This is a genomic window from Brevibacillus soli (genome assembly GCF_044759095.2).
Taxonomy (GTDB): domain Bacteria; phylum Bacillota; class Bacilli; order Brevibacillales; family Brevibacillaceae; genus JBIYSM02.
This window is the reverse complement of the sequence record NZ_JBIYSM020000039.1, coordinates 1-24,217: the sequence shown is the minus strand read 5'-3', so window position 1 is coordinate 24,217 and position 24,217 is coordinate 1. Positions and strand designations below refer to the sequence as shown.

Genomic DNA, 24,217 nt, shown 5'->3' with positions numbered 1-24,217 from the left:
CGTTCAAACATCCTTTCAGCGGTGTTATAGGCTTGTTCTAAGTCTATGCACACCGTCCTTAAACATGCTCCCCCTTGCCTCAAATGACGGAAACATATCCCAGCTGGCGCACGCCGGGCTGAGCAGCACGACATCACCCGGCTCGGCAGCGGCGGAAGCGGCCTGGACGGCTTTCTCCACAGTATCGACCAGGATGCGCCGACTAATTCCTGCTTCTTCCGCTCTTGTCAGCAGAATGTTTGCGGTTTGCCCGTAGGCAACGATCGCTTTCACATGTTTGGCCATGACCGGCACAAGTTCGCGAAAATCCACGCCGCGGTCCAGGCCGCCGGCAATCCAGACCACCGGCTCGGAGAAGGTGGAAAGCGCTCTGGAGGCCGCCTCCGGATTGGTCGCCTTGGAATCGTTGTAGTACTTCACGCCGTTAACGGTGGCGACGAATTCCATGCGGTGCTCCACTCCGGGGAAAGTGGACAATACCTTCACCATGGATCGCGTGTCCGCCCCGGCAAGCTTGGTTGCCAGGATCGCCGCCAGCGCGTTGTCCAGATGGGGAACAGACAGGTCCGAGACGGACATGATTTCTTCCCGTTCACCCATTTCCCCGGAATAGACGATGCATCCATTCTCCACGTAAACACCGGGAGAGACCGCCTGCCGCTTGCTGAAATAATACCGTTTCGCCTGAAGTCCGCCGCATTTCGCCAGCACCTCGGGCTGATCGTACGGCAAGATCGCGTAATCCTCCGCTGTTTGGTTGGCAAACAGCTTCAGCTTGGCCGACAGGTATTCGTCCATTGTATGATGATAGTCGAGATGTGCGGGGTACACATTGAGCAGCACGGCGATACGCGGGCGAAACGTCCGTGTTCCCATGAGCTGAAAGCTGCTTAATTCCGCGACGATCCACTCGTTCGAATCGGCGGTTTCGGCAATCCCGCACAGGACGTTACCGATGTTGCCGCCGACCTGTGCGTCAATCCGGGCTTCCTGTAAAATCAGCCCGATCAGCGTGGTCGTTGTCGTTTTTCCGTTCGATCCGGTGATCCCGATCAGCGGCGCCCGGGATATCTGATAGGCCAGCTCCACTTCCGTAATAACCGGAATTCCCAGTTCCAACGCTTTGGCCACCGGCGGAGCCTCGTACGGAATTCCCGGATTTTTGACCACAAGCGAAACACCGGGATGGATAAGCTCGTCCGGATGATAGCCGGTGATCACGGTGATGCCGAGCGCTTCCAGCTCATCCGCTCCCCCTGCCTCTTCCCGCGGCTTTTTATCGTTTACCACAACATGCGCACCAAAGCGGTGCAACAGTTTCGCGACTGCAGCACCGCTCTTTGCCAACCCAAGCACAACGACGTGTTGATCTTTGTATCTGTTCAACATTATCGGACCACCTCAAGGTAAACACCCAGACCGGCGAAGACCATTCCCACCAGCCAGAAGGTAACGACTACGCGCCACTCCGACCAACCCGTCAACTCAAAGTGATGGTGGAGCGGACTCATCCGAAAGATGCGTTTGCCTCTCGTTTTAAAGGAGACCACCTGCAAGATGACAGAGAGCGTTTCGACAACGAAAACGCCTCCGATCACGGCCAGCAGCAGCTCGGTTTTGGTCATGATGGCGATTCCCGCAAGCGCGCCCCCCAGTGCCAACGATCCGGTATCCCCCATGAAGACCCGCGCCGGGTGAGCATTGAACACGAGAAAACCGAGGACCGCACCGACGACGGCCGCGCTGAAAATCGCTGTCTCCAGGTTGGTGGACAACCAGGCGATGATGGCGTAGGCACCAAACGCAATCGCCCCTGTCCCGGCCAACAGTCCGTCCAGACCGTCCGTGATGTTCACAGCATTTGTGGTACCGACGAGCAGGAACAGGAGAAACGGAAAGTACAGAATACCCAGTTGAATTTTCCACGGCGTTCCCGGCAGGTGAAGCGAGGTGTCATGCCCCATTTGCTGCAGCAGGTAGTACGCGCCAACGGCAAGAAGGATTTGACCGGCAAACTTTTGCTTCGCGGTCAACCCGAGATTTCGTTTTTTACTGATCTTGATAAAATCATCCATAAAACCAATAAGTCCGTAACCAAGCGTAACGAGCATAAGAAAGAAAATTTCCATCGTCACATTGGCAAATTTGAGCACAGTAAAAATCAGTGCCAACAGGATAATGGTTCCACCCATGGTGGGTGTCCCCGCTTTTTTCTGATGGGTTTGCGGCCCCTCCTCCCGGATACTCTGCCCGAATTTCAGGCGGCGGAGTACGGGGATGAACAGGGGACCGATGAGTACGGCGATTAAGAACGCGGCGACGATCGTGATGATAAGGACATTGTCAAAAGGCATGCCCTAACCTCCTTCCTCTGGCAATTCTACGTCGAGTTACATTCCTCTGAAGCCAAATTCGGGTGCCCAAGGGTGCTTTCTCTGATGCTATTCACACAACTGTACCCGTATCATTGGTTGTTTTCCAAAATAGCCTCCCGCGCCACCAGGCGGTCGTCAAACGGAAGGACCTGTCCTTTGATGATCTGATAGGTCTCATGCCCTTTGCCGGCGATCAGCACGACATCTTTTTCCTTCGCTTGGGAAACAGCAAAGCGGATCGCCTCCCGTCGGTCCACAAGCGTGGCATAACGGTCCGGCGCCACATGTTTGATGCCGGCAAGCATGTCGTCGAGGATCGCGTGCGGGTCCTCGGAGCGAGGATTATCTGATGTTAAGACGGTAACATCCGCATATTTTGTTGCAATTTGCGCCATAATTGGGCGCTTGGTTCGGTCGCGATCTCCGCCGCAACCGACGATGCAAAAGATTCGCCCCTTGGCAAATTCCTTGACGGTCAGAAGCGCGTTTTCCAGGCTGTCCGGCGTATGCGAGTAGTCAACCACTACGGTAAATGGCTGACCTGCGTCGACCGATTCAAAGCGTCCGCTAACGCCTGCAACTTCTTCTAGACTTGCTTTGATGTCGGCTAGCGGCACTCCTTCGGCCAATGTGGCGGCGATGGCAGCCAGCGCATTGTATACGTTGAATTTGCCCATCAGCTTCAAGTTCATCCGGATCGATCCGGCAAATGTGTGCGCCGTAAACGAGGTTCCGCGGCTGGTAATGTCGATATCCACCGCCCGCACGTCAGCCGGCCGGTCTATGCCGTAGGTGATGACCCGCGCAGGTGTTACCGTTGCAAACAGCTTGGAAGCCTCATCGTCTGCATTCAGCACTGCCGTCTTCAAGCGTTCGGGGTCATAGCTGTTTCCCAGTTGGGAAAACAGCAGCGACTTGGCGTATCGGTAGTTTTCCATGGTTTTGTGGTAGTCGAGATGATCCTGCGTCAAGTTGGTGAACACAGCGGTATGTACGTCGCAACCGCGTACGCGTCCCAACTCCAAAGCGTGAGAAGAGACCTCAATAATGGCATATTCCGTATCGATGTCGCGCATGCGGCGAAAACTTTGCTGCAGTTCCAAAGCATCCGGTGTGGTGTTTTTGATTTCTTCGATTACGTCGCCGATCCGCATGTGAATGGTACCGATCAAACCGGTCCGTTTTTCCTGGTCGCGCAGAATCTTGTCAATGAGATGCGTAGTGGTGGTCTTTCCGTTGGTTCCGGTGACGCCAATCAGCTTCAGTTCACGCGTGGGCGAGCCGTAAAAACGGTCAGCCAGCATCGCCATTGCCCGACGGGTATCAGGTACCCTGACAACGGTGGCTGGCACGTCCACATCTTCTTCGGAAAGTACGGCAACGGCTCCTTGTTCTACTGCCTTTGCCGCAAACGTATGACCATCTACGGTAAACCCTCTCAAACAAATGAAGAGAGTTCCGGGTTTCACCTTGCGTGAATCTGCCGTCAATCCAGTAATTTCTAAGCTGTCCTCCCCTATTACCCGAACCGGCAACAGAGGTGCAAGCAGATCCCTTAACAACATGACAATGGCACCCCATTCTCCCACTAGTATAGACAAAAGAATACCGTTTTGTACAAAACGGTTGGGAGGAAGAGAGCCTTTACGTCTCTCCCACCCGACATATTGTAATGCTAATTGGCTGATTTGTCACCAAGGTAGATGCGAATTTTTGATCCCTGTTCGATCCTCTCTCCGGGCGCGGGTGACTGCTTGATGACACGGCTGCCTTTGCCGTCGACGACCAACGGCAGCGTGTCATACGTGGTGGCAACTTCCTTGAGGCTGAGACCGATCATATTGGGTACTTCCAGATAGCGCTTGTCGGGGTAAACGTATTCCTTCTGGATTTGGTTCTGTCGCTTTGGCACCTTCAGGTATTGTAGCGACGACTCCAAGATGCTTCTGACGCTCGGGGCGGCGATCAAACCGCCAAACGCAAGCGCCTTGGGATTATCAACCGCGATGTAGACGAGAATTTGCGGGTCATCCGCGGGCGCAAAACCGATAAAGGATACGATATACTCCCCGTCCATATAGCGGCCGTTCCTGACCTTTTGAGCCGTACCGGTCTTGCCGCCGACGCGGTATCCGTCGATAAAGGCTTTGCCCCCCGTCCCTCGGGCCACAACACTCTCGAGTGCGTAACGCACCTTGGCCGAAGTCTCGGAGGAGATGACCTGGCGCACTTCGGTCGGAAGCGTCCGGCCGACGACATCGTGGGTCACGCTGTCCCGCCACTCCTTGGCAACAAATGGCTTCATCAGCTTGCCGCCGTTGATGATCGCCGCAACCGCGGCCATCTGCTGAATGGGCGTAACGGAGACGCCCTGTCCGAATGAAGTTGTCCCCAGTTCCACCGGACCGACGTTTTTCAGGTTGAACAGCAATCCGTTTTCCTCACCGATCAAATCGATTCCCGTTTTTTGCCCAAAACCAAACTTCTTAATGTACTCAAACAACCGCTCTTTTTGCAGCCGCTGTCCCATCGTCACAAAACCGGGATTGCAGGAATTTTCCACTACTTCCAGCATGGTTTCCTGCCCGTGGCCCTGCCGTTTCCAGCAGCGCAGTCGCTTGCCGGCGACGATAATGTAGCCGGGGTCAAAAAAACCCTCTTCCAGCTTGATTACACCTTCGTTCAGGGCGGCCGCCAGGGTCACGATCTTGAAGGTAGACCCCGGCTCGTATGTCTTCCAGATGGGCAGGTTGCGGTCAAACGTTTCCGTCGGGTACTCCCTGTATTTGCCGGGATCAAAGGTGGGCCTGCTGCCCATTCCGAGGATTTCACCCGTTTTGGGGTTCATCGCGATGGCAATCACGTCGTCCGGCTGGTACGCCACCATCGCTTGATCCAGTTCCCTCTCAATAAACGACTGTATCGTACTGTCTATGGTCAAATACATGTCCATGCCATCAATGGGTGCCACGTACTGCTCCGATTCCCCAGGCATCATTCGACCGCGGGCATCCGCAGGGAAAGAAACATAGCCTGGCGTGCCCTTGAGGAACTTGTCGTAGACGCGCTCCAATCCGGTCAGCCCCTGGTTGTCAATGCCGGTAAAGCCGAGCAGATGGGAAGCGAACGCGCCGTTCGGATAAAACCTTTCGGTGTCTTCGGCTACCTGAATTCCCGCAAGGGCCAGTTCTTGAATCTGCCTTGCTTTTTCCGCAGAAATCTTGCGACCTCCTGGCACGCGGTTGATCAGCACCCGCTTGGTAATCGCCTTGTAAATATCCTCTTCCTTCTGTCCCAGGATGACGGCCAGCTTTTTGGCCGTGTCGCGGGGATCCTTGATCTGCGCAGGAATGGCCATGACGGAGGGGACGCTTGTATTGGTCACCAGCTCGTTGCCGTTACGGTCGAGTATTTTGCCCCGTTTTGCTTCAAACGGGATATTACGGCCCCACAATTGTTTCGCTTCATCCTGCAGCCACTGCCCCTGCACCAGTTGAATGTACCCTAAACGAGTAATCAATGCGCTATACAAGACAATGCCGATCGCAAGTGCGATAAAAATACGGCGGCGTACGGTTACATTGGATACCCGCACAGCGCAGTCCCCCCTTCATCGTGGCGATGCTACGTCGAGAGACACCCTTGCGAAGCCACACCCAGGTGCCCGCAGGGTGCTTCATCGTGGCGATGCTACGTCGAGAGACACCCTTGCGAAGCCACACCCAGGTGCCCGAAGGGTGCTTCATCGTGGCGATGCTACCTCGAGAGACAACCTCGCGAAGCCACACCCAGATCCCCGTAGGGGGATATATAAACAGGTTGTCTCTTTTCTTACCCTATTCACCGGGGGGACTGGTTAGAACTGCTATGGGGATGCCGTCGTTTCAGCCTCAGCTGCAGGCGGAGATACGCCTTCTGCAGATGGTTCAGATTCCGCTGGGATGATATCCGATGTCGGTTTCAACGTCACCTGCAGCTTTTCGCTGCCCGAGATCGCAGTCCCGGGCGCAATGCTTTGCTGGGCGACGAAACCGGTTCCACTGACTGTTACCTGCATGTGCAAAAGAGAGGCGAATTCCATCACTTCCCGCAGCGATTTTCCTTTGAAATCCGGCATCTTCGTACCTTTTACGCGATCCGTAACCAGCACGATCTTTGCTTTGGGCAGGACCATATCGTACGGGACCGGGTACTGCTCCACAATTTTGGTACCATTGCCCATGAGAGTAACCTGGAAGCCGTCCTTCTTGGCCCGCAACTGCGCCGCCGTGGCGGACATGCCGACAAATTTGGGCATCATGAGCTCCTGCGCCTGGGCAGGCACCTGTTTGCCTGATGGCGGAACGGCCGCTTGAATCTCAGGTTTTTGCTGCAGGTACTGCAAGCTTCGCTCCATAACCGATTTGAAGATCGGAGCTACAACCTTGCTTCCCAGCAAACTGGAGGGCAGGTCGGTTTCGGGATCGTCTACGACCACGTATACCAGCAGCCGAGGATTGTCCTTCGGAGCAAAGCCGATAAAGGACACGATGTAACGCCCCTCCATGATCTTGCCGGTTTGCTCGTCGTATTTTTGTGCCGTACCTGTTTTCCCCGCTACGTGGTATCCCTCGATATTGTATGCTTTACCTGTTCCTGCTTCTCCTGTGACAACCGTCTCCAGAATATCGCGAACCTGCTTTGCTGTTTTTTCAGAGACAACGCGCTGGACGACTTCACGTTCGTTTCGCTTCACCACTGCACCTGTATGCGGGTCCCTCATTTCCTTGATAATGTGAGGCCTCAGCAATTCCCCGCCGTTGGCGATGGCGCCTACTGCCGCCACCTGTTGAATGGCGGTTACGGCAACCCCTTGACCAAAGGTGGTAACGGCCACGTCGCGCGGCGAACGGGGATTCTTCAAATCCGTCATAATCCCTTTTTTCTCATAGGGCAAGTCGATATTTGTTTTTTTGGTGAAGCCGAACAGGTCGAAGTATTTACTCAACAGTTCCTGTTTCAGCCGCTCATAGCCCAGGATGACGAACGCTACATTACTGGAACGCTGCACGCCTTCGAGGAAGGTGATCTTTCCCCAGCCGTGTCCGTTGTTGTGGTCTTGAATCGCCTTGCCGGGCACTTTTTTATACAAACCGGATTGATAGGTTTCATTTGGGTTAAACAACCCTTCTTCAATCGCTGCGGCCAAGGTGATAATTTTAAAGGTTGATCCAGGTTCAAACATGCTGCTGACGGCGTGGTTGGTAAAGTTCTCAATATTCCAGTACGAATTGGGGTTGAACTGCGGGCGGTTGCCCATCGCCAAAATTTCTCCGGTGTTCGGGTCCGAGACGATGACTGTCATTTTTTTCGGTTTGTATTCCTGTTCCGTCTTGTCCAAGGCCTGTTCCACGTAATCCTGAATCTGTTGGTCGATGGTCAGGTATACGTTGAGCCCGTCCTTCGCCGGTTTATAGATGTTTTCCCCCTCCGGCAGCTGGTAGCCGGCTGCGTCGGTCAGCACCTGCAGTTCTCCCATTTCACCGCGCAGTTCCTTGTCGAGCTGCAGCTCGATTCCCATTTTGGCCTCATCTTCATAGGTCATGTACCCGAGGACATGAGAAGCAAAGCCGTTGTTGGGATAAAAGCGGCGGGTCGTATCCGTAAGGAAAATTCCCGGCAATTGATTTACTTCCGAACGCTCCCCATTCGGCAATCGCGGATACTGAACATCCAGGATCTGCTTTTTTTGCTCTTCCGTAATCTTCTTTCCCGCTCTTCCCAGTTCCACGTAGAGGCTGGTCTGGTTGGTCAGGCTTTGCAACAGCTTGTCCACCGGAACGTTCAGAATGGGGGACAGCTTGGTCGCCGTGTAGTACGGGTCTTTGACGTAATTGTCCCCGATTCGTTTGGCCTCCTGTTCGTTGCGGGGCGGCATCGTGGCGTTCACCGTATACGCCTTCCCCTCGTATGCCAGAACTTCGCCGTTTCGGTCCCGAATCTCCCCCCGCTTTGGCTTCAGCTTCTTTTTCCAGTCCCACTGTTCTTTCGCCTCATCCATAATCCAGGCGGCATCGACGGTCTGAATCCACCAGAGTCGAACCGTCAGTCCGGAAAAAACCAGAATCGTCATAAACGCCAGGAACAAAATGCGCCAGTTGACTCGACGTTTTGTTTCCATGCTGCTTCACCTCACCGTTCAACGTTCACAAGTTCCATTTCCCTTTTTCAACTGGCGGCAACAATGGAAGATTCCCCTGTGAAGAAAAAATGTTACCGAGACTATGCTGGTAACATCTTAGTTTGTCATGCCTGTTTTTGTTTTCCCTGTTGAATCGTTTTGACCAATCACGTGAACAGAACCCGGATTGGAGACCATCCCCATCTTTTCCGCTTCCGCAACAATCCGGTCGCGATTGCTCATTTGTTCAATTTGCAGCTGCAGCGCAGCGTTTTTCTCCTGGTTGATGCGTATTTCTTTTCGGAGACTCTGGATCTCGTAATTGTATTGGGAGATTTCCGAGTAGCGGACGCCCACAAATCCCGCTCCGGCGACGATAATGGAAATGAAGAGCAAGTATAAAAGCTTTTCGCCGGTAGGAATGGACGGTTTTATCTTTATGGTTCGCTTGGTCTTCTTCCTGGAGTGGTTTTTTTCCAGCTCCACAGCGAGATTTCCTCGGTAATAATAACTCATTCCTCTCCCTCCTTACAGTTTCTCGGCCACCCTCAGCTTGGCTGAACGGGCGCGGGGATTCTCGGTCAGTTCCGCTTCCGACGGTACGATCGGCTTGCGGGTAATGATTTTTACAACAGGCTGGTTGCCGCACGTGCAAATGGGGAAGCTCGGCGGACATGTACAGCCCTTGGCGTAATCCTGGTACACTTGCTTGCAGATCCGGTCTTCGAGAGAGTGGAAGGTAATGACACTTACCCTTCCCTGCGGACGGAGAAGCTCGATGGCGTCAACGACTGCCTCCCGAAACGCATTGAGTTCGTCATTCACGGCGATGCGGATCGCCTGAAACGTGCGTTTTGCGGGATGCGGTCCCGTTCTGCGGGCGGCGGCCGGAATCGCTTCCTTGATAATTTCTACCAGTTCTCCGGTTGTCCGAATGGGAGCCTTTTTCCGATGCAGGGAAATTTGCCGGGCAATTCGGCGGGAAAATTTCTCTTCTCCATACTCCCAGATCAGTTGGGCCAGCTCTTCTTCTTCCCAGTCGTTCACAACATCGTAGGCAGTCAGCGGCGACTGCTGGTCCATCCGCATGTCGAGCGGTGCATCCGCATTGTAGCTGAACCCCCGCTCTCCTTCGTCCAACTGAGGGGAAGAGACCCCCAGATCAAACAGCACTCCATCCACACCCGACAAGCCCAATTCCTGCACGACTTGCCTGATGCGGCGAAAATTGCTTTTTACCAGTGTCACTCGATCCAGATACGGAGCAAGCCGCTCTCTTGCATTGGCCAGAGCGGTGTCGTCCTGGTCAATGGCAATCAGCCTGCCGTCCGCTCCGAGCTTGGAAGCGATGAGACTGCTGTGCCCGGCTCCGCCAAGCGTACAGTCTAGATATGTACCGTCCGGACGGATGTTTAAGCCCTCCACAGCTTCGTTTAATAAAACGGTAATATGATGAAACGACAATGAAGTCACTCCCGATGCCACAAGTTAAAATCCAAAATCCACCAGCTTCTCGGCGATTTCGCTGAACGAGTCTTCGGCACCTTCGAAGTAGGATTCCCACTTCTCCTTGCTCCAGATCTCAACGCGGTTGGATACGCCGATCACGACGCACTCTTTTTGGATGCCGGCATGCTCCCTCAAGGTTGGCGGTATATTTACCCTTCCCTGCTTATCCCACTCGCATTCGGTAGCTCCCGAGAAGAAAAAGCGCGTAAATGCGCGAGCATCCGCTTTGGTGAACGGGAGAGACTTGAGCCGCTCCTCCAGCGCTTTCCACTCATCCATGGGGTAAACAAACAAACACTGATCCAAGCCGCGGGTAACAACAAAGGATTGCCCGAGTCCTTCACGGAATTTGGCGGGAATGGTCAGGCGTCCCTTATCATCGATGCTGTGCTGATATTCACCCATGAACACGCCCGTTCCCCCCACTTTCCCCCCGAAGGTCTCCACTTTCCCCCACTTTTCCCCACTTGGCTACTATTCATCATTATAAAAAAAAATCCTGCATTTGTAAGCAGGATTTTTTCGTTGATTTTTTCAGCGGGAAAATACCGATTTTGCGGCTTATTCGACCCAGCTGTCCAAATATGCTTTTTGTTCCTCGGTCAGCTTGTCGATGGACACGCCCAGCGCCTCCAGTTTATAACGGGCAACAGTCTCGTCCAGCTCGTACGGCACGTTGAGTACGCGCTTGCCGATGGATTCGTAATGCTTGTTTACATATTCCAGCGAAACGGCTTGCAAAGCAAAGGTCATGTCCATGATTTCTGCCGGGTGACCGTCGCCTGCAGCCAGGTTGACCAGTCGCCCTTCTGCCAACAGGTACAATTTTCGACCGTCTGCCATGACAAATTCCTCAATGTCTTTGCGAACGACACGCTTGGAAGTCGACAGCGCTTCCAGTTCCACTTTGTTCACTTCGACATCAAAGTGGCCTGCGTTGGAAAGGATCGCTCCGTCTTTCATCACTTCGAAGTGCTCTTTGCGGATGACGTCGCGGTTTCCGGTTACGGTCACAAAGTAGTCGCCGTGCTTGGCCGCTTCGCTCATCGGCATGACTTCAAAACCGTCCATGTACGCTTCGATCGCCTTGATCGCGTCAATCTCCGTAACGATTACTTTGGCACCCAGGCCTTTGGCACGCATGGCTACACCTTTGCCGCACCAGCCGTAGCCGACAACGACTACCGTTTTCCCCGCCACAACGAGGTTGGTCGTACGGTTAATGCCGTCCCAAACGGATTGGCCGGTACCGTAGCGGTTGTCAAACAGGTATTTGCAGAATGCGTCGTTTACAGCGACCATCGGGAATTCCAGCTTCCCCTCTTTCTCCAGGGCTTTCAGGCGAAGGATACCGGTTGTCGTCTCCTCCGCGCCGCCGCGCACCTGGCTCAAGAGATCACGGCGCTCGCTGTGCAGAATGGTAACCAGATCGCCGCCGTCGTCGATGATGAGATCCGGGCGGGTTTCCAGCGTTTTGATCAGGTGCTCCTTGTACTCTTCCGGAGAAGGGTTGTACTTGGCAAATACGCGGATGCCGTCTTCCACCAGCGCTGCGCATACGTCATCCTGTGTGGACAACGGATTGGAACCGGTGATGGTTACTTCCGCGCCGCCCGCTTGAACCACTTTTGCCAGGTAAGCGGTCTTTGCTTCCAGGTGAAGCGAGATGGCTACTTTCAGGCCCGCGAACGGTTTTTCCTGTTCAAAGCGCTCACGAATGCGGTTCAGGACCGGCATGTGTTCCTTTACCCAGTCGATTTTCAGATGGCCGTTAGGGGCCAGGGACATATCTTTTACGATGCTTTCAGAAACCATGTTCACGAAAAGAACCTCCTTCTTAGTGGCAACACTACGTGGATTTACTGAGACACTCACTCTTTATCTTATCACAACCTTGCCAACATCAGCCAGACAAAGCGGTTCATCCGTGTGAACGATACGGATAAACCCGCTTGTGCGAACGCTTCTCGCAGATCTTCGTGCAGCTCGTAAAACTCCGTTTCCAGATCGCGGAGCAGGTTCTCTTTTTGCTGGGCACGAACGCGGGCAAATACCTCGGCTCTGCTCGCTTCGCTCTCATAGCAGGTATCTGCGAAGACGATGACGCCCTCAGGACGCAGCAGCTGCTTCATCGTAGAGAGCGCCTCTCGTTTCTCCACGAGTGTCAGATGATGAAACGCATAAGTGCTGACGATGGCGTCCACGCGCTCTTCCGCGCCAAGAGGCAGCTGCAGAAAGTGCCCTTCTCTTAAGTCAATGGCCAGATGTTTGGCCGCTACCTGCTGTCTCATCTGTTCGGATGGCTCCACACCAATGACGCGATAGCCAGCATCCGCCAGCAATCGCGACAGGTTGCCTGTTCCGACGCCAATTTCGAGCACGTCCTTCGCACCGGGGGGAATGCGCTTCACGACCTCGGCGAGGATCTGGTCGTAGCCTGCAAACACTTCGTTGTACTCCCCTTCCGAGTCGTGGACCGTCTCGTCGTAGACAGGGGCCCATTGATCGAACAATTCGGTAAAATCATGTGTACTCATGGTGTATACTCCTTCTCTGTCAAAAAGAGGGAACGAAAATCACACTATTCCAATATGTTTTCGTGACATTAACACATTATACCGAACCGGCTTCATCCGTCAACATGTCAAGAAACCTCCGAAGCGCTTGCGGCATCCATTTCTTTTTGTGGTAGACAAGCTGCTTGTAGACGCGTATGTCGGGGTGGGAAAAAGGAAGCACCGCCAGCTTTCCTTTTTCGACCTCATCCATCACTGCCAGCCGCGGTACAAGTGCGATGCCCAACCCATAGGCCACGCACTGCTTGATGGCCTCGAGACTGCCAAACTCCAGCGAGGTTTCGATCGGAGTGTCGGCGTCCCGGAGCACTTGTTCCATCATCGACCGGTAGCTGCAGCCAGCCTCTGTAAAAATCCAGTTCTCCCCGGCAAAATCAGTCGCAGTAACCCGCTGTTTTTGGGTGAGTCGATGATCAGGTGCGGCAATCACAACCAACTCTACTTCCCCGAGGTTGATGCAGGTGAGATCCGGGTGGGTTTGCAGCCAGTCAAGCACGACCACAAAATCAAACGTTCCGTCCTTTACCCCTTGACGAAGCTCGCTGCAGATGCCAGGGTGGAGCAGCACCTTCATCTTGGGATGCTCCTGCCGAAACCGCTGCAAGTACGGGGGCAGGTAAAAGGCGGCTAACGATTCTACAGTGCCGATCGTCAACGTACCAGCCATCTGCGACTGTTCAGACAGGCTTACTCTCGCTTCCTCCAACACCGCCAACAGCTGTTCGCTGTAACCAAGCAATAGTTCACCGGCATGGGTCAAGCGAATTTTCCGCCCCCAGCGCTCAAACAGGGTGACGCCGAATTCGTTCTCCAGATTTTGAATCTGCGTCGTGACGCTCGATTGAGCGTAGCCCAGAACCTCGGCAGCCCGCGTAAAGCTTTGCCATTTGGCCACCTCACGAAATGTTTGCAAGTAACGGGTGTCCATGCCTCTTCTCTCCCCTGTTTAAAATCGGAAATACCGATGTATATGATCAATTATTATAGATAATGCCGATACGCACGTCTATGCTACACTTGATCTATCGATCACATCTACGTTTAGCAAAGAGAGGGATTTCAAATGGAGAATGCGTCAGCGAAAACGGCTGGCCTAGAAAAGACGCTGTCTTTTCCGCAGATTGTCGCTTTGTATATCGGGGCGGTCATTGGTTCGGGCATACTGCTGATCCCCGGATTGGCGGCTGAAAAAGCGGGACCTGCTTCCATCCTTGCCTGGCTGGTCATGTCCGTCCTGGTGATCCCGATGGCGATTACGATGGGTTTGCTCTCAGCCCGTTATCCCAGTTCCGGGGGTGTGTCCCACTTCGTGCGGCTCGCGTATGGCGATCGCTTCGGCAATATGGTCGGCTGGTTTTTCCTGTTGTCTGTGCCGATCGGTGCGCCCATATTGTCGGTCACCGGGTCCAAGTACGTCTCCGTGCTGCTGCAGTGGGGCGATGTACAGGTGTATATAACAGCCGCATTGATTTTGATCACGGTTCTGACCATGAACCTCTTTGGACTCCAGCTCGCGGGCAAAGTACAGACGATTGTGGTCTCGCTCATCTTGGCGATCCTGCTGCTGGCAATCGCCACCTCGCTGCCGCACTATGATTCAGTCCACTTTACCCCGTTCGTGCCGAACGGCTGGCTGAGCGTCGTACAGGCAGCAGGTTTGCTGTTCTGGTGCTTCATCGGTTGGGAGGCGGTCACCCATCTCTCCGAGGAGTTTGTCGACCCGCAGAAAAATGCCATAAAGGGCGTGCTCTGGAGTGCAGGCATCGTGGCACTTCTATACTTTGGTGTTGCCTTCATGACTGTCGCCACCCACAGCTACGGCAACGGCTTGTCGGAGGCATCCCTTAGCGTGATGGTGCAGCTTTCCCTCGGTCCTGCAGGCGGGTGGATCGTAGCCGTGACTGCCCTGTTCATATGTATCGCCACCGCCAACGCCTACATCAGTGCCGCGTCCCGGATCGCCTACTCCCTGTCCAAAGAAGGCATCGCCCCGAAGTGGTTCGGAAAGCTGCATCCCACCCATCGAACACCCATCGGCGGATTAAGCTTTTTGACCCTTTGCTTCGCCTTGGTGCTCACGGTTCTCGCCTGCGGCTGGATCGACCTTGCCCGGCTGATTGAACTGCCGAACGCGACATTTTTCGCCACCTACATCGGGGGCTGCTTCGCCGGTGTGCGGCTGCTGAAAGAAAGCAAAATCGGCAAGATTGCCGCGTGGATCTCTCTTGTGGTGACCATCGGACTCTACCCGTTTCTCGGTTGGTCGGCATTGTATCCGCTGGTGATCGTCGCCTCGTTGTGGATCTGGGAGAAACGAAAGACGTCTGCCCAATCCGATTTGTCCGCGTAGGAAAGATAAAAAGAGTAAGGGTTCGCTCCTTACTCTCAGTTTGTTGAGAAACCAATGTTTTGTAGAGGGACCGATTCTCTCAAGCTACCCGCGAGCTGTGACGACCTGCTAGCGTAGGGTCCCAGAGTAAGGGTACGGAATATCACCTGACTGCCTGATTGCCGATTCTGGTTTGGCCGCCTTCACTTTGCCCGTTTTTCCGTACCTTCGTCTCTCTGTTTACTTTTTATTCGTTTTTTCCGATCAATTGAAATGCCTTACCATCTTGGGAAGACAGGTAAAAGGTTCTGTCGACGCTGCCACCCAGCTCGCCGGAGTAGTACTGAACGGTCATACGGTACTTGTTGTCTGTGATTCGAGCGAAGTAGAGAAGCTCGTTGAACTGCGGGAAGCTGATGTAGTCGGTTGCTTCATATTTCATGAAGACAAAATGCTCTTCGAGAAACTTCTGGGATACCGGCAGCTTATTCTCCTGGACATACTTGACTAGCTCGTCAAACCGGCGAATCTTCCGTTGATCCATCACATCTTCCACGAAGGTTTTCACCGCCGCGATCATCGCCTGCTTGGCGGACGCATCCACGTTAGCAGGATACAGCTCCTTGATTTTCTGCTGCAGCCGCTTCAACAGCACAACAGACTGGGCACGGGTCAGCATTCCCTCCGGCTGAAACGTCCCGTCCGGGAATCCCGTCATCATCCCCAGCTTATAGATCGGGTAGACGGTAATCACTTCATATTCGTCAGAGACGTGGATATCTGTAAAAAACTGCGCCTTGGTGCCGCGGTACTTTTCCCCTTCCGACTGACTCGCCAGCGCCGCCAACAGAATTCGCGCCGCCTCCACCCGACTTATTTTCCCATCGGGCTTCCCGTAGGCGATAATCCCTGCCGCCAGCAGGTTGGTGTAGGCTTTCTCGGACCAGCGTCCTTTTACCGCGGACAAGTAGGTTTCGCGGGTATATTCGTCAAATTCTCGTCCCGGGAATGACGGGAGCATCCGTTGTACCAGCGTCATGAACTGTTCCTGTGTAATCGGCTGATCCGGTCGGAATCTGCCGTCTGGAAACCCTTGGACGATTCCTTTTTGCACCATGTCACCAATTTCGCCTGCCGCCCAGTGTCCTTTGATGTCCGCAAAGGCGCTAAGGGTCGTTTCCACGCCCGAATGCGCGTGAGTCGGACTGGCGGGAAGCAGCCCGAGGATCACCGCCATGCCGATGATCAGCATGCGGAACGGTTTCAAACGGCGTCGCATGAAGCCATACCCCCTTTCTATGAAAATCACCTGACATTCCATATGACGAATCATGAAAGAATATGTTTCAAAAGAAAAAAATCCAAGCCGCCTTCCGCAGTGTAAGGCTCCTGGATTCTATATCGTTACAGCTTGTTTACCTGCACAGACTCTACCTGTCGACGAAGCTCTTCCATCGTCTCGGCGAGATTGTTCCCATCCACACGGTGTGTCCCCGCTGCAATGGAGTCGATAATGTATTCGTTGATCTTTGCCGAGTGGTGAGCCAAATCCTTGTAGTTGTCCAGGTTGAACGTGATTTCCTCATCCTGTTGGAAGTCATAGATCCGGACATTCGGCAAAGAACCTACCTGTTCATACAGGTACCGCTTGGTCGCCAGCTCGTTTTCAAACAGAGCCGGGCTCTTTTCGTAGAAGAAGCGGTGCTGCAGGATGGAGTACGGCGGATAGTACAGGATAAATTGAATTTCCTTGTTCTGTTGAATCAGCGGAATGATATTTTCATTCAGGTTTTGCTTGATGTTGTCAAATTCGTATTCACTCGGCACAAAGGATCCGCCGCTCATCACTTTGTTCCACTCGGCCAGAACGATTTTTTTGCTGAACGTGTACTGTGTCCAGGTGTTCAACCGCTCCAGATCGGTGTTATCCGGCTTGATGATCCCAAGAGCGGCCTGCAGTGCTTTCACCGTATCCGCTGTCGTATCCAGATTGAGCAGATACTTGATGTCATTAAACGGGTTGCGGTCGTAAAAATAGTGGGGGAACGGTCCGAATTCGTCGCGAACCCGGTCCGGCTCTCCGCGCAGGGCAAAGTAGTCAACACCCCAGATGACGCGCTTCACTTTTCCCGTGTCGATGGCCAGCTTGGCGATCATGTACTGCTCCTTGGACGTCGCCCCTGACATGGAGAGCTTCAAGGTTTTGCCCCCGAGCCTTGCGTTGACGTAGCTCGACAGAAAGTTTTCCGTCATCGATGTGCCGACGATAATCGTATCGTAATCGTAATGTTTTGCTAACCCCGGGTTTTGATAGCGCTGCTGGGTGGAAAAGGATGCCTCATACCATGCCTTGCGGTAAAATTGCAGCGGGTCCACCGCAAAATTAAGCGACACCAACAGAGCCAAGAGACCCAGCGTCATCGTCAAGACAACCAGGGACCATTTTCTATATCGCTTCATAACGTCCTCCGTTGAAGTTTAGAACTGGAAGTAAAGAAATTCGGAAACGCGGTTCAAGCCAAAGATGCCGGCGACGATAAACAGCGAGGCGACCAACGCCCATTTCAGACTCGGCTTGAATGACTTGTCCCACTCCAGGCTGTTTTTCCAGACGTTGACGAACAGATAGGTAACGGCCAGATAGAAGAGTTCAATCCGCCCCTGTGGCAAGGCAGGGGTAATGCCTGCCGTCAGCAGCCCAGTGTGCTGCCAGTTCACCATCCCTTTCAACACGACCAGGGCTTGTCCGAAGCTCTCGGCACGGAAAAAAACCCAGGCCACGACGACGAACAGAAACGTCACGATGCGGCCCAACAGCCAGTGCATGCGCAGGCCGAGGGAGCGCCAGAAGTGGTTGACCATCAATCCGGCTCCGTGCAGGAAGCCCCAAAAGACAAACGTCCAGGCAGCCCCGTGCCACAATCCGCCGAGCACCATCGTAATCATCAGATTCAGATACCGGCGAACCTTTCCTTTGCGGTTCCCGCCCAGGGCTATGTACAGATAGTCGCGCAAAAAACGGGACAGCGTCATGTGCCAGCGGCGCCAGAAGTCGATGATGGAGGTCGCTTTGTACGGCGAGTCAAAGTTTTGCGGCAGCTTGATGTTAAACAAGAGGGCAATCCCAAGCGCCATGTCGGTATATCCGGAAAAGTCAAAATAGAGCTGAAACGTGTAGCTCAGCGCGGTTGCCCATGCTTCCGTCAGCGTCAGATACGTGGCCTTGAAGCCGGGGTTGGCCCACATGGCAAAGGTGTCGGCGATGATTACCTTTTTGAAGAGACCGATCGCAAACAACAAAAGGCCGTGCGCGATGTTGCGCCAGTTGATCAGCTTGGCGCGTACGCTGTCAAACTGCGGCATCATTTCCTTGTGGTGCAGAATCGGCCCGGCAATCAGGTGCGGGAAGAACGTCACGAACAATATGTAGTTGATAAAGTTGTACTCTTTGCTCTCCCCCCGGTACGTATCGACCAGGTAGGCAATTTGCGTAAAGGTAAAAAAGCTGATGCCGAGCGGCAGTACCAGATGCAGAAGTCCAAGCTCAGTCCCGAACAGGGCATTTACGTTCGTGATCATGAAGTCAGCGTACTTGTAATACCCGAGAAACGCCAGATTGACAGCGATCCCGAAGACAAGGACCGGCTTATTTCCCAGACTTCGCGCCAGCGTTCCCTTTGCCAGCAAGGTTCCAATCGTGTAGTTGAACACGATGCTGCCCAACATCAATGGCAAATTGGCAATATTCCACCAACTGTAGAAAAACAGCGAGGCCACAGCCAGCCAGCCGATGGACGCTTTTGTCAGGCGAAACCGGTTCAATAAAAAGTAAATGGCAAACGTGACCGGGAGATACAGGAAAATAAACTCGTATGAATTAAAGAGCACTGGAAAGAGCATCCTTTCTCTCGTAAAATACTCGGTTGTAACTATACCTCTTTCCAAATAGGGGGTCAATAGTAGAACAGACTCTTTTCCAGCCAGTTCCTGTTACTACCCCGAACCCCTGTCTGCTATGGTCTGTCCATCCTGGTCATCGATTCTGCCAGCTTTTCATCAGTGTGCTGCGCGTTTCGTATGGTCTCTTGGCGGCATTCCTCCGGATATCTTTTCTTCCTTCGTTTACGATCTGCCAGCCAGGCGCCAAAGAGAACGATCGCTGCAACAGTTCCAAACCAGATCCAGAACATGATGCCCCCTCCTTATGAATTCTTATTTATCATGTGTTTAGCCAGCTCTACCACGTGCTCCCTGGTTACTCTGTTATTTGCCCTTATATGGATATGATAGTCGTATTCCCGCGTTTTCCAGTGCAGCTGCCATCCGGGTACTGCTGTTGCTTGCTCGCATAGGATAACCGACAACTCCGAAACCCAAATCCTTTCGATGTTCCATCTTGTTCGCTTCCCGATATTGGCCCCAAACGTTTCCGGAAATGGACTTGCCAGAGATTTAGGAGCACACCAGATCCAGATGCAGTCTGTATGATTGTTCTCATCGCGCAATAAGATCTGATACTCCATGGCATCCGCTTGATGATACCTCCCTACAGAATCCCAGATAAAGTCTTGAAACTGAATCGGCGGTAATCGAACATCATCGGAGGAATCGTTGCTGTCAAAGAGATCTGCCGCTTGCCAGTGTACCCGATTAATGGGATCATCCTGGGACCAACGAGGAACATGAAACCTGGCGGTGTGACTCGTTACCGCATATGCTTTTTCTCCGATGTTCGACACAGCAGCTGGCACGGCCGGAACCAAACCGTTGCAAAACGAGAGCAGATCTTCTCGGGAAAATTGTCCGGTGAGAACAGAAATCTCAACCTGCGTAAACCATCGGGCGTAAGCGACAGCATCATTTCCTTTATAATCACGGCCGATAAAACCGGCAACACCGTGTAGCACGAATGGTTCTCCCTGCCCGACCAGGTTTGTATCCGCATAAATACCCGGTATCGACCAATCGTAAAAAAACTGCTTCACCCGAAAAGTACGGTTTTGGCCTATCACTTCAAAACGAATGGAAGAGCGTGTCTTTGACGTTTCCTTTCTGACCGTTACTCCGGCCAATACAGTACCCTCCGGAAGGTAAGCCGGCACCAGAATCACAAAATTCACAAACGCTTGCGCATCTTCAAATGACATCTGCTCGATGGCATTCACACCTGTTTCGATACGAGGAAAAGGGTTTACCCACATCGAAATCACCCCGGACGATTTAATACCCAGATTATACCATTCACATGAAATATCCGACAAAAAAAGGCCAAACCGCTTGATTCAAGCAGTTTGGCATCATTGGTCATTACAAGTAGACGATCTGATGACTGCCGTCCAATGCGAATGGTGCTTGGACGAGTCGATCAAGCAGCGACAAACCGTGTTTGTTGGCAAAAGAGAAAAAGGACCGTTTCCGTTCCTGCCAAACACCCTCCGGGAGTAAAGCGGCTTCAATGCGCTTCACCCGCGTATGGGAGACGTCCTCCCTTCGACGATCAGAGCGGTTCAACCTATCTTCCAAAAAAGCTACCTGTGCGAGCAGTTTGTCAAAGTTTTTCTCGGCCAGCTCACGAAGGCCGGGATCCCGTTCAATTACCTCGTCAACGAGCGGCCGGTACAACTTCTCCAGCGCTGTTTTTGTCTCTGCAAACCGCTCTCCCAGTGGATCCGGCTCCTGTTGGCTCTGCCAGTCTTCCTTCCAAACGGAAAAGCGTGTCAGTACCGTCTCCACAGGCAGTTCCAGCTGGTTAAGCTGCCGTGCGATCGCCCCTTCTATCAGCGTGACGGACATGCGGGGCAGAACGATCGGCAGCTGGTATCCCAACGCAGCAAACATTTGCCGGTAATACGCCCAGTAGGCTACCTCCGCCTGTCCCCCGATGAAGGCGAGAGTGGGAAAGAGGTGCTCCTGCATCAACGAGCGGGAGACAACGTTGGCGCTGAAACGTTGAGGCTCGGCATCCACGAGTGCGAGCAGCTCATCTCTCGTATAGGAATGGCGTCGGTCCTTGGTCCGATATCGTTCGCCGACCCGCTCCAACAGCAGCCGCTCCTGTCCTTCGTAGATAAACAGGTTTGCCTGATTGGCATCCACCTGCAGTTGCGGCTGATAGCCCGCCTCTTCAATCCGGGCCTCCGATTCTACAAGAAGCTGCGCAATCTGTTCATTTTGTTCGATCAATCTTTGGAATAACGGTTTCTCCAGCTCTCGGACAAACGGGAGAGAGGACTCCACCAGTACCAAACCGTGCTTGCCAAACAAGGCTGCCATCAGACGGGCGAACCAGTCCGCCGCCGTCTCCGATTCGGCGGCCGTCCGCTTCATCAGATCGCGAATCGCCGTCGTCTCTCTTGTCTCCGTATGATCCTGTAAAAACCTCTCGATAAACTGGTGACAGGCCGCTTGCTCCAGCTTGAGATGACTCGCGGAGACACGTCCTTTTCGATTCCATTCGATTTTCCCTTTAAAGACGGCTGTCTCATCGTCCGTCAGCCAGTACAAGTGATCAATTTCATCAATATCGTGATCTTCACCGGCAATCCAGAATACCGGTACAACCTGCACCTGCAGATCTTCCTGCAGTTTGCGTGCCGTCTGGATCAGGTGAATCGCCTTGTAAATCGTGTAAAGCGGTCCCGTGAGCACTCCAGCTTGCTGCCCCCCAATCACCACATACGTGTCCGATTGGCGCAGCTTGTCGATCTGCGCAAGCGCGTTTGGATGGTTGCCCATTTGTGTATTGTAGTGGGATAACCCATCCGCAAGTCGGTCCCGGTGCAAACAGGAGTGGGCGTTCAGCCAGCGAATCCGTTCCTGGTACGACTCGCTTCGATACGGGTGATATTGAAAAAATTGCAGCGCGTCAGCCTTCCCTTGCTGGTAGTCATGGGCCAACCGATTCGCCAATGGAAGCGAAACGCTTTTGATGATCATGCGATGCTCACCTTTCTGTTACATGTCAAAGCAAATTATACCACGCCCCTAGGAAACAAAAAACAAGACAACCCGCTTCATTGGGTTGTCAAAGTGTAATCTTCTCCTGTTGTTCATTCAGAATTGCGGCGGAGTGACCGCCCAGATCAGTACCGCCTCTTCCTCGCCGGTGTTTTCCAGCGAATGCGGCTTGGCGCTGTCAAATGAGATGCTGTCGCCTTGTTCCAACACGTATTCTTCATCACTGAAGCGAACCAGCACGCTGCCTCTGATGACCACGAAGCACTCTTCCCCTTCCGCTTGTACAAACTGGTCAAGCACTAGCTGGCCCGGTTGCAGCCGAACCTCCAGCATGCCCAGCTTGGCGTTGCTTCCCGTGGAAAGCAGGGAGAAGGTGCCGGCCGATTCCGGAAAGACCAATTGTCTTCGCTTCTGCACACGCGTAACGTGCACGTGCTTTTGGTCGATATCCTCGAAAAAGTGGATAATGGAGGACTCAAGTGCCTTTGTAATTTTCCAGAGAGAGTCCAGAGAGGGCTGGGAAATTCCCCGCTCCACCTGGCTTAACAAGCCTTTGCTCAGCCCGGTTTTGCTGGCCATTGTCTCCAGTGTGAACCCCCTCTCTTTCCGAATCATTCGAATTTTGTTTCCAATCGATTCGATGGGAAGCCGCATCTTACTACCTTCTTTCTGTCAGAAAATGATACTCTCAAACTACGCTCATCGTTTTCCAGATGCCTGTTGTAAACAACACCAGATAGACAAGACCAAACAGCAAAAACGTCAGCCGCCAGGTCGAAAAACTAATCTTGCGCAGAGAAATTTTGCCTTTCAGTTTGATTTGCAGCCAGGCCAGCAATCCGACGACTACCAGATAAAAGCCGACAACCCACCACCAGGCGGACACGGCCTGCGGCCAAATCACACCATAGGCAACGATCACCGCGTGAATCAACAAAAAATTCGTAATATTCACGGCCCAGCGTACGGCCAGACGCCGATCCCGCTTCCACAAATAGGCGACCACATATACAAGAAGAAAGCCGACAAAAGGCAAAGCGGTCAGGATTCCCCATAAATAAGACCAAATGCTAACCAATACGGCCATCCTTTGCCCTCCCTCTCAACAATGGCACAGTCGTTTTGAGGAGAATCGCGCGTAGGACTGTCTCGTGCAGCGGTGTCGAAATGCCTGCCCTCTTCCCCTGTCGGACCAGAAAGCCGTTGATGGAGTCGATTTCCGTCGGCTTCCCCTTCCACACATCCTGTAGCATGGATGAGTAATTTTGGGAAGTATTTCGGCATATGGTTACAATTTCCTGCCAGTGCGGTTCATGAATTTTTTGCCCGCAGCTGGCTGCAACAGCCGCTGCTTCGGCAAACATGTCCCGCATGAGCTGCAAGGTAGAAAAGGAGTCGAGCAAAGTCCCGTTTGGTACCTCGAACAATGCCGTCAACGGGTTGATTAATGCATTGGCCACAAGCTTCCGCCAAGCGTAGGAACTGATCTCGTCTGCATACACCGCCGGGATGCCGCAGTCATTGACCTTTTCGACAAAGGAGGAGATCAAAAGATCGCGCTTGTCCTGCCTGTCCCACGGCCCAATTCGAAGGAGGCCGCTGCCCGTATGCTGAACTTCAGTTGGAGAAACGCGGCGGGCACCCTCTGTGTTGATGGCGAAAAAGCACTGATCGTGAAACAGCGCATCGCTCAACAGCTCGTGGTGACCCATGCCGTTCTGCAGGGCAAGTACGCGTGCATGGCGGGGGAGATGGCGCAACAGGGGAATCACATTGGACACATCTGTTTGCTTCACGGCAAGCAGATACACATGGCCTGACGGCAGGGGCGAATGGATGTTGCCGGCGGGGACCATGACCTTTTCCGCGCCTCCGTCCAATCGCCGCAGGAGAATACCGTCGCGGTTGATCTGTTCGGCCTGCTCCCGGCTGCGGGTCACCAGTTCAACGGACTGACCGCCAATGCGCAGTCGTGCGGCGAGCAGCAGTCCCACCGAACCCCCCCCAATTACAACCACATGCATAAATATGCCCTCCAGTTGCTTCTGTTCACCTACATTAATCAATACTTATCCCAAGCATACCAAAGATTGTTGCGTCCATCAATTCATTGCAGGGAAAGAATGCAAAATTGCAAAAAAACTAAGAAAACCCACCCGGCATTAGCTAACGCTTCGCCGGGCGGGGCCCCGAGCACTTTCCGAGTGGCTGTATTGGATGTCCAAATTTATAAATTCTACCCTGAAAATCTAAGTGACTTAGAACAGGCCTTTTTGGCAATAGCAAACTAAGCCCCCGTTGCTTCGTTTTT

General features: G+C 53.3%; 21 protein-coding genes. 1 reads left to right on the top strand and 20 read right to left on the bottom strand.

Features of this window, described 5'->3' with window-relative positions; all coding sequences use genetic code 11:
• Positions 1-24: 24 nt before the first annotated feature.
• The 11 genes from murD to ACE99V_RS15615 all read right to left on the bottom strand — a co-directional run bounded on the left by murD (position 25) and on the right by ACE99V_RS15615 (position 13,548).
• On the bottom strand, positions 25-1,389 hold the full coding sequence (gene murD / locus ACE99V_RS15665) for a UDP-N-acetylmuramoyl-L-alanine--D-glutamate ligase (RefSeq protein ID WP_400492103.1): 1,365 nt from the start codon (positions 1,387-1,389) through the stop codon (positions 25-27).
• Entirely contained in the window at positions 1,389-2,354 is a 966-nt protein-coding gene (gene mraY, locus ACE99V_RS15660; protein ID WP_400492102.1) for a phospho-N-acetylmuramoyl-pentapeptide-transferase, read from the bottom strand. The genes murD and mraY overlap by 1 nt, the downstream gene beginning before the upstream one ends.
• A gap of 110 nt (positions 2,355-2,464) precedes the next feature.
• Positions 2,465-3,940, bottom strand: a complete 1,476-nt coding sequence (locus ACE99V_RS15655; RefSeq protein WP_400492101.1) for a UDP-N-acetylmuramoyl-L-alanyl-D-glutamate--2,6-diaminopimelate ligase — start codon at positions 3,938-3,940, stop codon at positions 2,465-2,467.
• Positions 3,941-4,050: 110 nt separating this feature from the next.
• Positions 4,051-5,970: a stage V sporulation protein D gene (locus ACE99V_RS15650; protein ID WP_400492100.1), complete on the bottom strand. Its 1,920-nt coding sequence runs from the start codon at positions 5,968-5,970 to the stop codon at positions 4,051-4,053.
• A gap of 270 nt (positions 5,971-6,240) precedes the next feature.
• Complete coding sequence (locus tag ACE99V_RS15645; RefSeq protein ID WP_400492099.1) at positions 6,241-8,535, bottom strand: penicillin-binding protein; 2,295 nt, start codon at positions 8,533-8,535, stop codon at positions 6,241-6,243.
• A gap of 117 nt (positions 8,536-8,652) precedes the next feature.
• Positions 8,653-9,051, bottom strand: coding sequence for a cell division protein FtsL (ftsL2, locus tag ACE99V_RS15640; protein ID WP_400492098.1), 399 nt, complete (start codon positions 9,049-9,051; stop codon positions 8,653-8,655).
• A 12-nt stretch (positions 9,052-9,063) separates the two neighbouring features.
• On the bottom strand, positions 9,064-10,008 hold the full coding sequence (gene rsmH, locus ACE99V_RS15635) for a 16S rRNA (cytosine(1402)-N(4))-methyltransferase RsmH (RefSeq protein WP_400492125.1): 945 nt from the start codon (positions 10,006-10,008) through the stop codon (positions 9,064-9,066).
• 15 nt (positions 10,009-10,023) lie between these two features.
• Entirely contained in the window at positions 10,024-10,455 is a 432-nt protein-coding gene (gene mraZ / locus ACE99V_RS15630) for a division/cell wall cluster transcriptional repressor MraZ (RefSeq protein WP_400492097.1), read from the bottom strand.
• Positions 10,456-10,605: 150 nt separating this feature from the next.
• A complete protein-coding gene (locus ACE99V_RS15625) occupies positions 10,606-11,865 on the bottom strand; it encodes an adenosylhomocysteinase (RefSeq protein WP_400492096.1) in 1,260 nt (419 codons plus the stop codon).
• Between the two features lie 65 nt (positions 11,866-11,930).
• Positions 11,931-12,581, bottom strand: a complete 651-nt coding sequence (locus tag ACE99V_RS15620; RefSeq protein WP_400492095.1) for a class I SAM-dependent DNA methyltransferase — start codon at positions 12,579-12,581, stop codon at positions 11,931-11,933.
• A 76-nt stretch (positions 12,582-12,657) separates the two neighbouring features.
• The gene (locus tag ACE99V_RS15615; RefSeq protein ID WP_400492094.1) at positions 12,658-13,548 is read right to left on the bottom strand and encodes a LysR family transcriptional regulator; all 891 of its coding nucleotides are present in this window, start codon (positions 13,546-13,548) and stop codon (positions 12,658-12,660) included.
• A 135-nt stretch (positions 13,549-13,683) separates the two neighbouring features.
• Here ACE99V_RS15615 and ACE99V_RS15610 point away from each other — a divergent pair, with 135 nt between their 5' ends.
• Positions 13,684-14,970 (top strand): APC family permease, encoded by a 1,287-nt coding sequence (locus tag ACE99V_RS15610; protein WP_400492093.1) that lies wholly within the window; start codon positions 13,684-13,686, stop codon positions 14,968-14,970.
• Positions 14,971-15,196: 226 nt separating this feature from the next.
• On the opposite strand, the gene ACE99V_RS15605 is transcribed toward ACE99V_RS15610, so the two are convergent.
• The 9 genes from ACE99V_RS15605 to ACE99V_RS15565 form a co-directional block, all read right to left on the bottom strand.
• Positions 15,197-16,228, bottom strand: coding sequence for an S-layer homology domain-containing protein (locus ACE99V_RS15605; RefSeq protein ID WP_400492092.1), 1,032 nt, complete (start codon positions 16,226-16,228; stop codon positions 15,197-15,199).
• 125 nt (positions 16,229-16,353) lie between these two features.
• A complete protein-coding gene (locus tag ACE99V_RS15600) occupies positions 16,354-17,409 on the bottom strand; it encodes a hypothetical protein (protein WP_400492091.1) in 1,056 nt (351 codons plus the stop codon).
• Positions 17,410-17,427: 18 nt separating this feature from the next.
• Complete coding sequence (locus tag ACE99V_RS15595; protein WP_400492090.1) at positions 17,428-18,837, bottom strand: MBOAT family O-acyltransferase; 1,410 nt, start codon at positions 18,835-18,837, stop codon at positions 17,428-17,430.
• Between the two features lie 125 nt (positions 18,838-18,962).
• Entirely contained in the window at positions 18,963-19,139 is a 177-nt protein-coding gene (locus ACE99V_RS15590; protein WP_400492089.1) for a hypothetical protein, read from the bottom strand.
• 12 nt (positions 19,140-19,151) lie between these two features.
• Complete coding sequence (locus ACE99V_RS15585; protein WP_400492088.1) at positions 19,152-20,210, bottom strand: hypothetical protein; 1,059 nt, start codon at positions 20,208-20,210, stop codon at positions 19,152-19,154.
• Positions 20,211-20,256: 46 nt separating this feature from the next.
• On the bottom strand, positions 20,257-21,885 hold the full coding sequence (gene bshC / locus ACE99V_RS15580) for a bacillithiol biosynthesis cysteine-adding enzyme BshC (RefSeq protein ID WP_400492087.1): 1,629 nt from the start codon (positions 21,883-21,885) through the stop codon (positions 20,257-20,259).
• Positions 21,886-22,002: 117 nt separating this feature from the next.
• On the bottom strand, positions 22,003-22,560 hold the full coding sequence (locus tag ACE99V_RS15575) for a helix-turn-helix domain-containing protein (RefSeq protein ID WP_400492086.1): 558 nt from the start codon (positions 22,558-22,560) through the stop codon (positions 22,003-22,005).
• Positions 22,561-22,594: 34 nt separating this feature from the next.
• Positions 22,595-22,993, bottom strand: a complete 399-nt coding sequence (locus tag ACE99V_RS15570; RefSeq protein ID WP_400492085.1) for a DUF3397 domain-containing protein — start codon at positions 22,991-22,993, stop codon at positions 22,595-22,597.
• The gene (locus tag ACE99V_RS15565; protein ID WP_400492084.1) at positions 22,977-23,930 is read right to left on the bottom strand and encodes a ketopantoate reductase family protein; all 954 of its coding nucleotides are present in this window, start codon (positions 23,928-23,930) and stop codon (positions 22,977-22,979) included. Before ACE99V_RS15565 ends, ACE99V_RS15570 begins: the two co-directional genes overlap by 17 nt.
• Positions 23,931-24,217 lie beyond the last annotated feature (287 nt).